General features: G+C 41.2%; 16 protein-coding genes. 4 read left to right on the top strand and 12 right to left on the bottom strand.

Features of this window, described 5'->3' with window-relative positions; genetic code table 11:
• Positions 1–52: 52 nt before the first annotated feature.
• The 6 genes from Q7A53_RS18610 to cbpB all read right to left on the bottom strand — a co-directional run bounded on the left by Q7A53_RS18610 (position 53) and on the right by cbpB (position 5,795).
• Positions 53–1,342, bottom strand: a complete 1,290-nt coding sequence (locus Q7A53_RS18610) for a hemolysin family protein (protein WP_411790706.1) — start codon at positions 1,340–1,342, stop codon at positions 53–55.
• A 57-nt stretch (positions 1,343–1,399) separates the two neighbouring features.
• Complete coding sequence (locus Q7A53_RS18605; RefSeq protein WP_411790705.1) at positions 1,400–1,642, bottom strand: YkuS family protein; 243 nt, start codon at positions 1,640–1,642, stop codon at positions 1,400–1,402.
• A gap of 75 nt (positions 1,643–1,717) precedes the next feature.
• Entirely contained in the window at positions 1,718–2,833 is a 1,116-nt protein-coding gene (locus tag Q7A53_RS18600) for an N-acetyldiaminopimelate deacetylase (protein ID WP_411790704.1), read from the bottom strand.
• A 56-nt stretch (positions 2,834–2,889) separates the two neighbouring features.
• A complete protein-coding gene (dapD, locus tag Q7A53_RS18595) occupies positions 2,890–3,609 on the bottom strand; it encodes a 2,3,4,5-tetrahydropyridine-2,6-dicarboxylate N-acetyltransferase (RefSeq protein WP_411790703.1) in 720 nt (239 codons plus the stop codon).
• Positions 3,610–3,683: 74 nt separating this feature from the next.
• Positions 3,684–5,168, bottom strand: a complete 1,485-nt coding sequence (locus tag Q7A53_RS18590) for an MDR family MFS transporter (protein ID WP_411790702.1) — start codon at positions 5,166–5,168, stop codon at positions 3,684–3,686.
• Between the two features lie 177 nt (positions 5,169–5,345).
• Positions 5,346–5,795 (bottom strand): cyclic-di-AMP-binding protein CbpB, encoded by a 450-nt coding sequence (gene cbpB, locus Q7A53_RS18585; protein WP_411790701.1) that lies wholly within the window; start codon positions 5,793–5,795, stop codon positions 5,346–5,348.
• A gap of 251 nt (positions 5,796–6,046) precedes the next feature.
• On the opposite strand from cbpB, the gene trhA reads away from it, so the two are divergent.
• Entirely contained in the window at positions 6,047–6,682 is a 636-nt protein-coding gene (gene trhA / locus Q7A53_RS18580; RefSeq protein ID WP_411790700.1) for a PAQR family membrane homeostasis protein TrhA, read from the top strand.
• A 161-nt stretch (positions 6,683–6,843) separates the two neighbouring features.
• On the opposite strand, the gene fadH is transcribed toward trhA, so the two are convergent.
• On the bottom strand, positions 6,844–7,611 hold the full coding sequence (gene fadH, locus Q7A53_RS18575) for a 2,4-dienoyl-CoA reductase (protein ID WP_411790699.1): 768 nt from the start codon (positions 7,609–7,611) through the stop codon (positions 6,844–6,846).
• Between the two features lie 308 nt (positions 7,612–7,919).
• Between fadH and Q7A53_RS18570 the strand changes: the two genes are divergently transcribed.
• Both Q7A53_RS18570 and Q7A53_RS18565 read left to right on the top strand, forming a co-directional pair.
• Entirely contained in the window at positions 7,920–8,492 is a 573-nt protein-coding gene (locus Q7A53_RS18570) for an SCO family protein (protein WP_411790698.1), read from the top strand.
• An 81-nt stretch (positions 8,493–8,573) separates the two neighbouring features.
• The gene (locus Q7A53_RS18565) at positions 8,574–9,041 is read left to right on the top strand and encodes a YkyB family protein (protein WP_411790697.1); all 468 of its coding nucleotides are present in this window, start codon (positions 8,574–8,576) and stop codon (positions 9,039–9,041) included.
• Between the two features lie 102 nt (positions 9,042–9,143).
• Here the strand turns inward: Q7A53_RS18565 and Q7A53_RS18560 are convergent, their stop codons facing one another.
• The 5 genes from Q7A53_RS18560 to Q7A53_RS18540 all read right to left on the bottom strand — a co-directional run bounded on the left by Q7A53_RS18560 (position 9,144) and on the right by Q7A53_RS18540 (position 12,586).
• The gene (locus Q7A53_RS18560) at positions 9,144–10,049 is read right to left on the bottom strand and encodes a chemotaxis protein (protein ID WP_411790696.1); all 906 of its coding nucleotides are present in this window, start codon (positions 10,047–10,049) and stop codon (positions 9,144–9,146) included.
• A 198-nt stretch (positions 10,050–10,247) separates the two neighbouring features.
• Positions 10,248–10,649, bottom strand: coding sequence for a hypothetical protein (locus tag Q7A53_RS18555; RefSeq protein ID WP_411790695.1), 402 nt, complete (start codon positions 10,647–10,649; stop codon positions 10,248–10,250).
• Positions 10,650–10,725: 76 nt separating this feature from the next.
• Entirely contained in the window at positions 10,726–11,424 is a 699-nt protein-coding gene (locus Q7A53_RS18550; RefSeq protein WP_411790694.1) for a DNA alkylation repair protein, read from the bottom strand.
• 21 nt (positions 11,425–11,445) lie between these two features.
• On the bottom strand, positions 11,446–12,300 hold the full coding sequence (locus Q7A53_RS18545; RefSeq protein ID WP_411790693.1) for a patatin-like phospholipase family protein: 855 nt from the start codon (positions 12,298–12,300) through the stop codon (positions 11,446–11,448).
• A gap of 139 nt (positions 12,301–12,439) precedes the next feature.
• Complete coding sequence (locus Q7A53_RS18540) at positions 12,440–12,586, bottom strand: FbpB family small basic protein (protein WP_411790692.1); 147 nt, start codon at positions 12,584–12,586, stop codon at positions 12,440–12,442.
• Positions 12,587–12,682: 96 nt separating this feature from the next.
• Here Q7A53_RS18540 and Q7A53_RS18535 point away from each other — a divergent pair, with 96 nt between their 5' ends.
• On the top strand, positions 12,683–13,831 hold the full coding sequence (locus Q7A53_RS18535; protein WP_411790691.1) for an aminotransferase A: 1,149 nt from the start codon (positions 12,683–12,685) through the stop codon (positions 13,829–13,831).
• Positions 13,832–14,040 lie beyond the last annotated feature (209 nt).

Below are 14,040 nucleotides of genomic sequence, written 5' to 3'. Positions count from 1 at the left end.
TTTTATAAATTGTCCAAATAACGGGGGACAGTTCAAACCCCGGGATGTTTTTTTAATCGTTCGATTTCCAAGCTTCTACTTTTTTAATTTGACCGTCCTGCATGTCGACCACTTTAAAATATAGGTTACGGTCATACACAACAGTTCCTTCCCGTGTGTCAAAATCCTGCGTATAAATCCAGCCGGAAATAGTATCAATATCATCATGATCTAATTTCGAATCAAAAAATTCATTCACATCTTGTATCGATACTTTACCTTCAAGAAGAAAATGTCCATTCTTCAGCCGTTTAATTTCTCTTTCCTCATCATAATCGAATTCATCGCGTATTTCTCCAACAATTTCCTCTAAGATATCTTCCACGGTCACGATCCCGGCTGTACCCCCATATTCATCAAGTAATACTGCCAAATGAGTCCGTTCTTTTTTCATTCGTACTAATAAATTATGAATAGGAATGTTTTCAAACACTTTAAGTACCGGCCGAATGTATGGAGTTATACTGCCATGCTCCTCTACTTTTTCATAGAAGAATTCTTTCATATGAAGGACTCCAAGTATCGTATCTTTATCATCATCAATGACGGGATACCGAGTATAACGGTTTTGTTTCATATCCCGAATGATGGTCCGAATTGAATCATTTACATCGACTACGGCCATCTCTGTTCTCGGAATCATGATCTCCTTCGCCGTTCGGTTGTCGAATTCAAATATTCGGTCCACATAAGTATATTCCGAACGATTGATTTCTCCCTGTTGATAACTTTGGGAGAGAATGTGCCTCAGTTCTTCCTCCGAGTGGACTTCATCGGATTCCTTGGCAGTTTCCAACCCGAATATCCTCACAAATACATTGGCTGAACCATTTAAAAGCCAGATAAACGGATGCATCACCTTGCTGAAGATTATAAGCGGCCGGGCGATCGCTATTACGAGACTCTCGGCTTTTTGAATAGCGAATGTTTTCGGCGCAAGTTCACCTAACACTACATGCAGAAACGTAATGATAAAGAAGGCAATGGCAATGGAGATGGTATTAGAGATAGCTTCAGGCATCGCCAAATTTCCAATTAAGGGTTCAAGAATATGGTCGAGGGCAGGTTCCCCCAGCCACCCTAGCCCTAAAGAGGTAATCGTAATGCCAAGCTGACAGGCAGATAAATAATTGTCCAATTCATTGACCATTCCTAAAGCAACAACAGCTTTCTGATCTCCATTATTTGCCCGTGACTGAAGTTTTGTTTTTCTAACTTTTACAATTGCAAATTCACTAGCTACAAAAAAAGCTGTCAGCAAAATAAGAAAAGCTACAGCTGCTAATTTTATTGTGACCCCCATAAGCAGGACTCTCCCTATTTCGGTTATGTAAAGGAGGCTTATGCCTCCCTTCTTTAATCAGGAGAAACGAGATTCTACTTCCTGGCATACTTCATCAGCAGTACGTCCATGGGCATCAATGACAGAACCTTTAGTTTCTGTATTCATGATCCCCATGACATTTCGATCCTGGCCGGAAATAATACAGCACTCGCAGTCATTTGCATCTTCCTGATTTTTCAAGGTTACTAGATCATACCCTTTTTCCTGTAAAGCGGAACGTATATCGGACAAATTCTCCTCAATGGCGATCCTTTTCATGTAAGATTCCTCCTGTCAGCTATGTTGGAAATACATGATTATTGTTACCTTGGATACCATGAGTATGCATCATCTTCAAAGCTTTCTTAAAGTTTCTTCGACGATTGCAGCTCCTACCTCTAAGGCTTCTTCTTTCGGTTTAAGATTCGAATGATGCAGTCCTGCTTCAGAATCGACCCCGAGCCAGAACATGAAACCTGGAATTTCTTTAGCCATATAACCAAAGTCTTCTCCTGTCATTGCCATTCGGGCTTCCTTATACGTATATTTCGTCTGATCAACGATGGATTTAAACGTTTCTATTGACTCCCCATGATTAAACACCTGGTGGTAATTTGCACCATAATCGATGGTAACTGTGCAATCGTTCGAAATTTCCAACCCTTTCGCTACTTTTTCAACTTCGCCTTTTACTTGATCCATGGATTCAGGAGAAAGTGTACGAATGGTTCCCTCCAGTCGTGCCCTCTCAGCTATAATATTTTGCACGGTACCGCTCTCAATCTTCCCAATGGTGATCACGGCACTGTCAAGGGGATCTACTCTTCTAGCGGTAATTTGCTGAAGCTGGGTTACGAAAGAACTCGCTGCCACTACCATATCATATGCAGTGTGCGGAAAAGCTGCGTGCCCGCCTTTGCCTAGCAAATCAACAAATAATTCACTCGTATTAGCAAACAGCATGCCCGGTTTGGAGGCCACGGTTCCAACTGGCAGCTCTGGTGCTATATGCAAAGCAAAAATCTTATCAAGTGTAAACTGCTTCATAAGATCAGAATGTATCATAGGTTCAGCGCCGCCTGGACCCTCCTCTGCGGGCTGGAATAGGAAGAGAACGTGATTATCGGCAGGTTCATGAGCCAGTTTTGAAAGAGCGGCTAAAGCAATAGTCATATGAAAGTCATGGCCGCATGCATGCATTTTACCCTCATGGGCAGAGGCAAATTCATAATTAGTCGTTTCCTTAAGAGGCAGTCCGTCTATATCAGTGCGATAGCCTATGGTCTTCTCCCCTGATTTCCCCTTTACCCAAACAAATATGCCGGTTTTCCACGGGTAGATTTCCAAATGATCCTGGGGCAAATTTCTTATAACATTTAATAGATACGCTTGCGTTTTGATTTCTTCAAATCCAAGTTCAGGTATTTGATGAAGTTCTCTCCTGATTTGAATTAAGTGCTCCTTATTCAAACTGGACGTCTCCTTTCTGAAAAAATGGCCTTGCTGAGGAGCAAGGCCAATCTTAATTAGTTATCAAGTTTACGTAATTCTTGTTTAATTTCGGTTTTAGATTTCGTTTGGTCATCAATTTTCTTGATGACTTTAGCTGGCGTTCCTGCCACAAGAGTATTTGGAGCAACATCGGCAGTAACGATAGCACCCGCAGCCACAACCGCACCTTCACCAACCGTAACGCCTTCAAGAACAACCGCATTAGCACCAATTACCACGCCATCTTCAATGACAACTGGATCTGCGGATGGTGGTTCGATAACCCCTGCCAGTACCGTGCCTGCACCAATATGGCAGTTCTTTCCGACGGTAGCACGGCCACCAAGTACTACGTTCATATCGATCATTGTGCCTTCGCCTACGACTGAACCAATGTTGATCATGGCACCTAGCATAATTACAGCACCATCACCGATCTCTACTTGGTCACGAATTACCGCACCAGGTTCGATCCGTGCGTTGACTTTCTTTAAGTCAAGCAAAGGAATGGCGGAATTACGACGATCATTTTCCAGCACATAGTCCTCAATTTCATTACTGTACTTTTCTAAGATCGGTTCTACTTCTTTCCATTCTCCAAAAATCACACCGCTGTTACTGGATATAAAGTCCTGAATCTCATCTCCAAAATCCAAGTCAGAAAGATTATTCCCCTTAATATACACCTTTACCGGTGTCGATTTTTCACTATTTGAAATAAATGAGATAATCTCATTAGCGTCCATTTGTTTCATGCTTACGTCCTCCTTTGTATGTATCCTGTATCATCCTTTACTTTATCAAAGCCCTGATAGTGTGACAAGAATTTTTAAGTCTCTTCCTTTTTGGGAAGGAGCAGAATGAATATGAAGCTGATAATCGCCAGCATTAGAATGCCCAGGTAGACCAGGTGCAGACCAGAAGTTAAACCTTGTTTCAGGATGGCTAGTGCCTTGCCTCCTAGTTCTTTTCTTCCTTCTTCGGTCAGTAATAAATTAGTCGAGTCTACTGAAAACTGACCCTCAAGCTCATTCTTCACAAGCAATGACTGGATCTTGCTATTTAGTATACCCCCAAGCAGCGCTGCTCCCAAGGCACTGCCAATCGTCCTCATAAACATTAAAGTCGCCGTCGCTATTCCTCTGGTTCTCCAATCCACCGTATTTTGGATGGATACAATAAAGGAAGTAGAAGACAGCCCCATACCAATACCGATAAATAACGAACCTGCTGCAGCAAATACAGGGCCTTTATCAGGGCTGAGCAAGGTAAAAATCACCCCTCCTGCGATTAAAGAAGCTGCACCTGCAAGCGAAGTGAGTCGAAAACCGATTTTTAATACTAATCTGCCGGCCAGAGTCGATGAAATCGGCCATCCGATCGACATTGTGGTCAGAGTAAACCCTGCAGCAGTGGCGGACTGTCCCATTACCCCCTGCACAAAGGCAGGCAAATAACTGGAAACACCAATGAGAATCATGCCAGTAGTTAAAGAAGTTAAATTAGCATAGCGGATGGACGGATAACTCCAGATATGAAAAGGCATCATAGGTGCAGCGGCCCTTCTCTCCTGAATGATAAATGCCAACACACTGACCAAAGCAAGCCCGATCAGCGACAACATAGACAGCGAAGACCAACTGATTGCTACGCCGCCTTCTACTAAAATCACCATCACTGTACTTACCGCCACCATAACCCATAAGGAACCGAACACATCTAATTTCTGCTTTTCTTTGGATAGATCTTCATGAAAGAAAAAAATTATCCCAATCATAGCAAAGATACCCAGAGGAAGATTCATCCAAAAAACATAAGGCCAACTCAGCACGTCTACAAAAAAACCGCCAAGGACCGGTCCAGTAACCGCTGATATCCCCCAGACACTCGACAGATATCCTTGGATTTTCGCTCGCTCCTCTTTCGTGTACATATCCCCCACAATCGTAGAAGCTATTGGCATTAAGGCACCTGCCCCTACTCCTTGAATAAACCGGGCAAAGATGAGCAGAGACATTGAAGCAGACAGAGCACAAACAGCAGATCCTATCATAAACAGGGCAATACCAAATAAAAAGACGGGTTTACGGCCAAAGATATCTGCTAATCTGCCAAATATTAATACAGTGGAAGCATTAGTCAATAAATAAGCTGAAAACACCCAGCTGTAAAGACTAAACCCTCCTAAGTCCGCCACAATACTGGGCATGGCAGTTGACACAATGGTCGCTTCTATCGCTGCAAGAAACATCGCAAGCATAATTGAAGCAAGGACCAATCCTCTCTTTGAGGAGGTATACTCTCGCTCTTTCATAAGTACAGCACCTCTATTTCCTCAATGCCGGCACAAATATTCCGGCCAAAAACGAATTCAAAAAGCAAATAGTTATTTAAACACATATAATGGAATAATTTCACGGATAATAAAAAAGATGACACCAGAGAATGATGTCATCTATTTTATCATAGCATTTAAATTCAGCCGGTTCTATTATGCTCTCTTCAGTGTTTCATGATAATGCTTACTGAATTGCTTTAAAATTGTTCGTCGAGTTACAATACCGTCAAATTCGCCGTTTTCTTTCGTAACACATACAAAAGGATGATCAATCAGTTTATGAAGCGCATCAAGCATATTGTCAGTTTGCTCTAAACACGGAATATTCTTCTCCATAATTTCACTTACTTGAATATCTGATAAATGATCTAATTCAAATTGTTCCATCCCTAAAGTTTCTTCAAGGATCTTGGTCTTGCTGATAATTCCTTTAAACTTATAGCTTTGATCCAGGACGGGTACGGCAGAATAACCTGATTTAACTAAAACAAGCAGCGCGTGCTCCAGAGGGTTCCCCAACTGTACGTGTGCCACTTTTTCTGACGGGATCATCAGTTCGCTAACAAGCGGAAGATCAATTTTTTCTTTTTCTACACTTACCATAATCATAATCACTCCTTAAAATCAAAACTGAAGGAGCAGAAAGAAACGTTCGAACCTAACCAAAGTTAATTTTACCATACTTTTGACCATATAACGAATCGCAAATTTCGACATACCTTGTTTTTGATCACCTATTAATTACCCCATATTTGATAGAATTGAAACTCCCAAAATTAGTGACAAGTGTAACTTTCGATAAGGAGACCAGGAACGTATAATTAAATCAAAAGAAACATTGGAGCTGAAATCTAATGATTACACATACATTTACAAAACGCGAAGAATTAGCAAATGCAATTACTCATGGCTTTGGTGCTGTATTAAGTGTCGGAATGCTCGTACTACTTATTGTATATGCTGCTGTGGAGGGAAATGCGTGGCATCTCGTATCAGGAATTATCTATGGCGGGACCATGCTGCTCTTGTATACTTCTTCCACTCTTGTTCACAGCTTTCCAGAAGGAAAATTAAAGGATTTATTTGAAATTTTTGACCATGCTGCCATTTATTTGTTTATTGCAGGAAGCTATACTCCCATTCTATTGGTACCGCTAAGGAGCTCGCTAGGCTGGACTTTATTTGGAATTGTGTGGGGAATTGCCGTGCTCGGGGTCATTTTTAAAGTGTTTTTCGTAAAGCGATTTGTCGTTCTCTCGACTATTTTTTATATACTAATGGGGTGGCTTCTCTTGCTTGCATGGGGACCCTTGACAGAGCAAGTGCCTGCTGCTGGAATCACGTATTTAGTAGTTGGAGGGGTGATGTACTCTATTGGGGCGATTTTCTACGTATGGAGAAGCTTCACCTATCACCATATGGTATGGCACTTATTTGTCCTCGGAGGGACTATTCTTCACTTCTTCATGATCTTCTTTTACGTAATGTAAGCCGCTGCTAAAGTGGCAGCAGCTTACGAATATACTAAAGTCTTAAACACTTACGTAAAGTACCTTTAACAAGGTGTTTTTCAGGATGAATGTCCTGTTTCAACGGTCATTAGGGCTTGCAAGGTCCCGGACTTGCCGTTGTTTCTGTTTCAAGTGCCCGTTTAAAAAGGAAACTGGTTCAGCCACTGTCCCCCGTCCAGAGTAACAACTTCCCCATTCATGTAGGCCGCTTCCTCTGATAAGATAAACTTAGCAAGACCCGCAATTTCTTCTGGAGTCCCTAGTCTTCCTAAGGGGACGGATTGTAGTGTTCGTTTAGCCGCTTCCTCTGATTCGAACAGCTTATCCGCCCCGCCTGTGCGTTCAATGGGACCTGGAGCTATTGCATTTGCTCTAATTCCGTAACGCTGTCCCCATTCAACGGCAAGCGTTCTTGTCATCGCCAGAACCCCTGCTTTTGCCGAAGCTGAATGGATAACACCGGCTCCGGCATTCCAAGCGTAAGTGGCCACCATATTTAGAATCGAGCCCTTTATTTTATTTTCTATCCAATACTTCCCAACGGCCTGACTGCAGTAAAATGTTCCATTGAGCACAATATTAATAACGGAATTCCAGCCGTTAGCCGAAAGTTTCTCAGCTGGAGAGATAAAATTACCAGCGGCATTGTTAACCAAAGCATCAATTCTGCCAAAACTTCTCACCGTTTCTTTTACCATTCGATCTACATCTTCAACGTTTCGTACATCCATCGAAATCAGCAGTAACCGATCTTCAGTATCTTCACCTATTTGCTTTTTAGCAGCAGCCAACCGCTCTTCATTTCTTCCTGTTATGGCAACGTTAGCTCCTTCTTTTAGAAAGCGCTTAGCCATATACAGTCCCATACCGCTCGACCCGCCTGTTACAATAATTACTTTATCCTTCATAATTCGACCTCCTGTCCCTTACTACATTCCATAAATAAAAATGAATTCCTGTTCATTTTACTAAAAAAACATATTTTTTAGTAAAGCATCCCCAGTTGTTCCACTCTCCGTCTGCCTTAATATGAACAAAAAAGCTCTGAAAGAAAGAATAATTGTATAGGAAATCGGGTATTTAGAAAAAGGGATTACAGAAAAAGGTAATTCTATACAAAACGCTTACAGTTTTGTGACAGTTCCTTGATTCTTATCCACGGCTAATTTATGGTGTTACAATAGTAATAGAGCAAAGTGGATTTGGGGGACACATGATGAAACTTACAAGTATTGTTTTTCTACTTTTTTTTACAATTGTTTTAACAGGATGCGGGTCGCCTATTGAGGAAAATATGTCCCGGCATGTAGAAGATTTGACAGCAGTAAATCAAGACGGAAATTCCGTGCACCTCCCTGAGGATATCAAAGGAAATTATTGGATTATAGATTTCGTTTTCACTAGTTGTACCACTGTATGTCCGCCAATGACCGGAAACTTATCAAGACTTCAGTCCAGATTAGATAAAGAGAATCTTGATACAAAGATCATGTCGATCAGTGTGGATCCAGAAACCGACCAGCCTGAGGTGCTCAAGAAGTTCGCCAAAAAATATCAGGCCGATTTCTCCAGGTGGAGTTTTCTGACAGGTTACCCCTTTAAGCAGGTAAAGGAGCTTTCTATTAAATCTTTTCAATCACCTGTCACCCAGTTAGAGGACTCCGACCAAGTCGCCCACGGTACAAGTTTTTTCCTTGTCACCCCTGAGGGTAAAGTTATAAAACGATATAAAGGAACTAAGGCAAAAGAAATCAATCAAATTGTAAAAGATTTAAAAAAACTGGAATAAATGGAAATTTAAGCAGAATTGATTTGAAAATATTTACATTTAAGAATAAGATAGAGATAGATTATAGAGAGGAGTTCTTGGATGAAATCACAAACATCGAATCGTGAGCTGGCTGAATCACTGTTTATAGTCAACCGGCACGCCAAAACGGCCCCAGAACCCAAACATTTGTATGAGATTAAGAAGTTCACCATAGAAAAACTACTAGACGAAGAAAGAGCACAGAAAATCGGTCTTCATTTCTCCGATCACCCAAAACTAAGCAAGCAGCATTCCACCCTTCTTATTGAAATCGCTGGTTACTATTTTCATATACCAGCAAACAAGAGTGATTTTGAAGAGCTGAAACATCTGGGCAAGGTGGACCACTCTTACCGCAACCCTAAGCCAAAGTTGTCACTGTCTAAAGCCAAGCGTACATTATACAGGTATTTAAATTGGGAGAAGCCTAAAGATTATTCACCACGTACTTTTGCCACTCCTACTCAACCAACAATGCTCGGACAAAGAAGTATTTCCCCTTGGAACCAAAGAAGAAAGAGACCCTAATTTATTTACTTATCTACGTAAGAGAAACCGTTCATCAAAAAACGCGTGAATTCAAGATTTGTTAAATCTGATTCACGCGTTTTTTCTTTATACTGCTCTCAATTACAGAATAAGTTGATCGATCGTGCGGACCAGCTCCACAATTTCCGGTTTAGTGATTTGAGCATCTGCTCCTACCACTTCCCCTTTGTGTTTCAAATCGCTAGTTATTAAGGAAGAGAAAATAATTACGGGCAGCAGGTCAAGTTTGGAGTTCTCTTTTATCAGTTTTGTCAGATGATGGCCATCCATACGAGGCATTTCAATATCAGTAATCACTAATTGAAACTCTTCTTCAATATTACGGTCGTTGTTACTGGATTCTAATAATAGGTCATACGCAGACCTTCCATCCTCAGCCAGTACTAAATTTGTGTAACCTGCTTCAACAAGTGTTTCTTTTAACATCGATCTTAATAAGCTTGAATCCTCTGCAATTAAGATCTTTTTTGAAGATCTTTCTCTCTCTCCTAATTGGAGGAGGGTCTCTTTATTCAGACTGGATTCCGGGTTGATATCCGCTACGATTTTTTCAAAATCCAGCAAAAGCAGCATCTCTTCATTCATTTTAATAACACCTGTAATCTGAGTTTCCAATCCTTGATACAATTTATCAGGCTTCTCAATGTCTTCCCAGGAAATACGGTGGATTCGAGTCACTGTATGGACATGAAATACAATCTTTGTTTGATTAAATTCTGATAAAATAAATTTATTCTGATCCGGATGTTCGGAAGGCGGCAGCCCTAACGCATGGGCGGTATCAACTACTGGCACCACTTCACCCCGAATTTCAATTATACCTTGTACGGAAGGGTGAGAATGCGGAATTTTAGTAACCGGGGCAGGATTTAATATCTCTTTTACCTTGATTACATTAATACCAAACCGATTATCTGCCACGCCAAATTCAACTACTTCTAATTCATTTGTTCCACTTTCTAATAGAATCCCCTGATCTTTATGCACGTATCTCTTCCTTCCTCATTCATCTTCTCCATGATAATATCGGCTGACAAGACCGATTATTTAGTCACCAAATGGAGTTCAATGCAGTGAATGAGGAAGGATCCTCTCCTTGTCTCCTTCTATAATGGAGCTCAATTCTAGAAAAAAGATAATCCGTTCTCCTCTTTACCTGGATCGACACTGGAAAAAATGACCTATCTAAGCGGCATTCTTTTTAGCTCTTCCTCTGAAATGAGCAACCGTTTTACCGAGCACTCGCATGAGAATGTACACCATTCCATAACTACTGAGCGCTAGTAAACTTATCGGCCAGTAAAAACCGGGAAGAGATGACTGACTATTACCCATTGCATACCGATCTACAAGCTGCAGAAATAGCAAGGCCGTCATCACCGTGCCTGTATAGCTTAAAAACACAGACCATTGCTTAATCATCATCCATTCCACCAACGGCAGCAGCACCCACCTTAACGCAACCACAAAAATAAACACAAGCGAAAATTGCACGTACACAGGCTTTATCCCAAACACATGAAGCAAATCAGGATTTAATAAACCAATTACATTATCAAAAAAAGAAAAATCTAACCAATTCTCCATTACTTACCACCCCTTATTTGTTCTAGCATCTATTATGAACAAGTAAAAAGGGGTTTAAACGAAGACGGATTCAAATCTATGTATGCAGCAAACCTTTCTTTTTCATCCACTTCAACCCTTCTCTTCGACTAAGTGGCCTGCATTCTGTGGTCTCTAAAAAAGCAACCACTTCTTTTGGAGATGTTTTACTGTATTCTCTTAAAGACCACCCGATTGCTTTTTCAATAAAGAATTCTTTCTCATCTTTCAATTGGTCGATAGTAGAGAACAATAAGTCCTTGTTCGTGTCTGTTTTATAACTTAATTGGTGGAGGAGACTTGACCTTCTCACCCACATATTGGGAGAGTTCCGCCAGCTCTCCGTGATGGAAACAAGATATTCTGGGTACTGCTTAAAGTATCTTCCGCAAAGTTTCGAAGCAATCATGTCCACAGTGTCCCACCAAGGTTTCGTTTGCAGCAGCTCGTGATAAGCTCCAATTGCAGAGCGGGGGATATTCTTCGCACCTTTTTCAAGCAAGCTTAAAGCGGCGTAATGATTTTCTCTTTCGTCCCGGGAAAATAATAGAAAAGCGGCTTCCATCCTCTCTGTTTGGGAAATCGATTTATATTCCTTCAATATAGGACGGAGCAGTTTGTTCCTTTCAGGTGTTTTTATTCCATAAAACACAAAATGGTGTTTCATATAAGCTTCCATAGCTGGCCTGTTGGACTCTTGAGTATTCGTCCGGAAGGTTTGAACAATTTGATGGACTAACTCTTCACTTGCTTTCAATACTTGTCCTCCTCTTTTGGATCAGGTTAAAAATTCTTCAAGCTTATTTGCTTGATTTCGTGCTTCCTCGTATCCTTGAACATACAAATTGTGAAGTCGTTCTCTCTTACGCTCCACTCGACTCACCTGCAGGGGCTTAAGAGGACGCAGTACAAATGCTTTTCCTTCTTCTTCCATATGCTTGACTGTTTGTAATTGCTGATTATAACGATAATGACGCTCCACCATCGTTTTCGCAAAATCAGGAAATTCCCGAAACTTTCTATGAAAATACCAACCAAGTTTCATTTTCCGTTTGACATATCCATCATTTCTAGTCATGACAATGACATGTTTATCATTACCATAACGTGCTGATTGATCAACAGGAATAGGATCTGAGATACCTCCGTCCATTAATTGCTTCCCTTGATAAGAAATACTAGGAGCAAGAAACGGAAGAGAGCTAGATGCACGAATAACTTGCAGTAAACTGTTCCTATCCGGAAACTGATCATAATAAACAGGTTTTCCACTAACCATATCTGTTGCCGCCACAACAAATGTACCTTTATTGGAATAAAAACTATCATAGTCAAAAGGGACTAATCGATTGGGTAGTACATCAAATATGAAATCCATTCCAAAAAGCTGCTTTTCCTTCAGCAACCGTTTATAAGATATGTATTCAGGATGACTTCCATATTCCACGATCACTTCGTAATTTCTGCCTCGTTGCCGTGCCATATAGGAACTCCCATTGCATGCTCCAGCCGAAGCACCTATAACATAAGGAAAATCAATACCTTCATCCAAAAAGAAATCAAGAACTCCCGCCGTATAAGCCCCTCGCATTCCACCACCCTCTAGAACTAAACCAACTTCCTTCAAGATCATACCCTCCTCCTATGTGTACCTGAATTATAACAACTTTCCACAGAATATGGGAATCAGACACTATCGCTATTTGATAAGTTTACGAAAATGCTAAAAAGCAATCGCCATGGTGGGCGATTGCTTTTTCTATATGATATCATCAATTTACATTCGAACTGCTTTCCTCAGATTTCGTATGCTTATCGTCCAACTGTTTTTCGATTTTTTCCATTTTATCTTGGTCTTCAAGCATTTCTTTTTTATTATGATCGACTAGCTCCTTAAAGGAGATTCGGGGCGCTCTCATACATCCAACTCCTTTCACCGCTAATTATAACAGGAGTTCGCAACTAAAAATCAAAATTATTTGAACATTTTGTAAAGATTTCATGGAGGTGCAACTATGGAGCATTTAATCAATAAAAATTTGTCAACCATTCAAATATCAGGAATCCGTCAATTCTTTAATATGGTAAGCCAATATGACGACGTGATTTCTCTCACGATCGGCCAGCCAGACTTTCTTACACCCGCTCATGTGAAAGAAGCTGCTATTCGTGCGGTTGAAGAAAATAAGACTACTTACACTCATAATGCCGGAATTATTGAACTCCGCAAGGCTATCAGTAGTCACGTTAAAAACAAATATCAACTCACATATAATGCCGAACAGGAAATTATCGTGACAGTTGGAGCGTCCCAGGCTCTCGATATTAGTTTACGCACTATTATCCAGCCTGGCGATGAAGTTATCCTTCCTGGACCTGTTTATCCTGGCTATGAGCCTCTCATCAAACTCGCGGGTGCTGTCCCTGTCTACGCCGACACACGAGAAAATGATTTCAAGCTTTCAGCGGAAGTAATTAAACAAAAAATCAATAAAAATACAAAAGCACTCATTATCCCCTATCCTTCTAATCCAACAGGCATTTCTCTGAGCAGAGAGGAATTAAAGGAAATCGGCAAGGTCGTTAAAGAACACAATCTATTTATCATAGCAGATGAGATCTACAGTGAACTCGTATACGACCGCGAGCATGTATCAATCGCGAGTTTCGATGACTTAAGACCTCATACTATAGTAATTAATGGTGTTTCAAAATCGCATGCTATGACCGGTTTCAGAATAGGTTACCTGCTTGCCCCAGCATGGCTAGCGAAACATATTCTGAAAGTTCACCAGTATAACGTATCCTGTGCTGCTTCTATTAGTCAGTATGCCGCATTAGAAGCCATAAAAAATGGCGAAAATGATCCAGAAGAAATGAAGACTGCTTATAAAGAAAGAAGAGACTATGTAGTGAAACGGCTAAAGCAAATGGATTTAGAATTCATTACACCTGAGGGAGCTTTTTATGTATTCCCCAAAATCCCGCTAAATGGGAAAAACACCTTTGACCGTGCAGTCCAGATCCTAGAAGAAGCTGGAGTGGCCTTAGTACCAGGCGACGCCTTCTCAAAACATGGCGAAGGTTACATGCGCCTCTCCTACGCCTACAGCCTCTCCACCCTTGAAAAAGGACTTAACCGACTAGAACAATTCTTAAAGTGAAAACAAAAGCGGAAGCGCCTTGGGAGCCCCGACAAGCATAAGACGAGCGGCGAAGGGGAGCGCTCTTTCTCCCCGTAGGCGATTGACTTATGACCTCGAGGGGCTTGGCGCTGCAGCTGGATGATACAAAAGCGGAGGGGAGCGGTTAGATCCATCAGGCTAAACCAGCGGCTGTAAGCGGGGCGCTCTCCCCCTCTGGAAGTCGATGA

This window comes from Halobacillus rhizosphaerae, from assembly GCF_046719735.1.
GTDB lineage: Bacteria > Bacillota > Bacilli > Bacillales > Halobacillaceae > Halobacillus_B > Halobacillus_B rhizosphaerae.
This window is presented reverse-complemented; position numbering and strand designations above follow the sequence as displayed.

Excerpts from the sequence above, each read along its gene's own strand:
- fadH (WP_411790699.1), bottom strand. The coding sequence starts at position 7,611 with ATGAAGGATAAAGTAATTATTGTAACAGGCGGGTCGAGCGGTATGGGA.
- Q7A53_RS18535 (WP_411790691.1), top strand. The coding sequence starts at position 12,683 with ATGGAGCATTTAATCAATAAAAATTTGTCAACCATTCAAATATCAGGA.
- Q7A53_RS18590 (WP_411790702.1), bottom strand. The coding sequence starts at position 5,168 with ATGAAAGAGCGAGAGTATACCTCCTCAAAGAGAGGATTGGTCCTTGCT.
- Q7A53_RS18605 (WP_411790705.1), bottom strand. The coding sequence starts at position 1,642 with ATGAAAAGGATCGCCATTGAGGAGAATTTGTCCGATATACGTTCCGCT.
- Q7A53_RS18610 (WP_411790706.1), bottom strand. The coding sequence starts at position 1,342 with ATGGGGGTCACAATAAAATTAGCAGCTGTAGCTTTTCTTATTTTGCTG.
- cbpB (WP_411790701.1), bottom strand. The coding sequence starts at position 5,795 with ATGGTAAGTGTAGAAAAAGAAAAAATTGATCTTCCGCTTGTTAGCGAA.
- trhA (WP_411790700.1), top strand. The coding sequence starts at position 6,047 with ATGATTACACATACATTTACAAAACGCGAAGAATTAGCAAATGCAATT.
- Q7A53_RS18540 (WP_411790692.1), bottom strand. The coding sequence starts at position 12,586 with ATGAGAGCGCCCCGAATCTCCTTTAAGGAGCTAGTCGATCATAATAAA.
- dapD (WP_411790703.1), bottom strand. The coding sequence starts at position 3,609 with ATGAAACAAATGGACGCTAATGAGATTATCTCATTTATTTCAAATAGT.
- Q7A53_RS18545 (WP_411790693.1), bottom strand. The coding sequence starts at position 12,300 with ATGATCTTGAAGGAAGTTGGTTTAGTTCTAGAGGGTGGTGGAATGCGA.
- Q7A53_RS18570 (WP_411790698.1), top strand. The coding sequence starts at position 7,920 with ATGAAACTTACAAGTATTGTTTTTCTACTTTTTTTTACAATTGTTTTA.
- Q7A53_RS18565 (WP_411790697.1), top strand. The coding sequence starts at position 8,574 with ATGAAATCACAAACATCGAATCGTGAGCTGGCTGAATCACTGTTTATA.
- Q7A53_RS18555 (WP_411790695.1), bottom strand. The coding sequence starts at position 10,649 with ATGGAGAATTGGTTAGATTTTTCTTTTTTTGATAATGTAATTGGTTTA.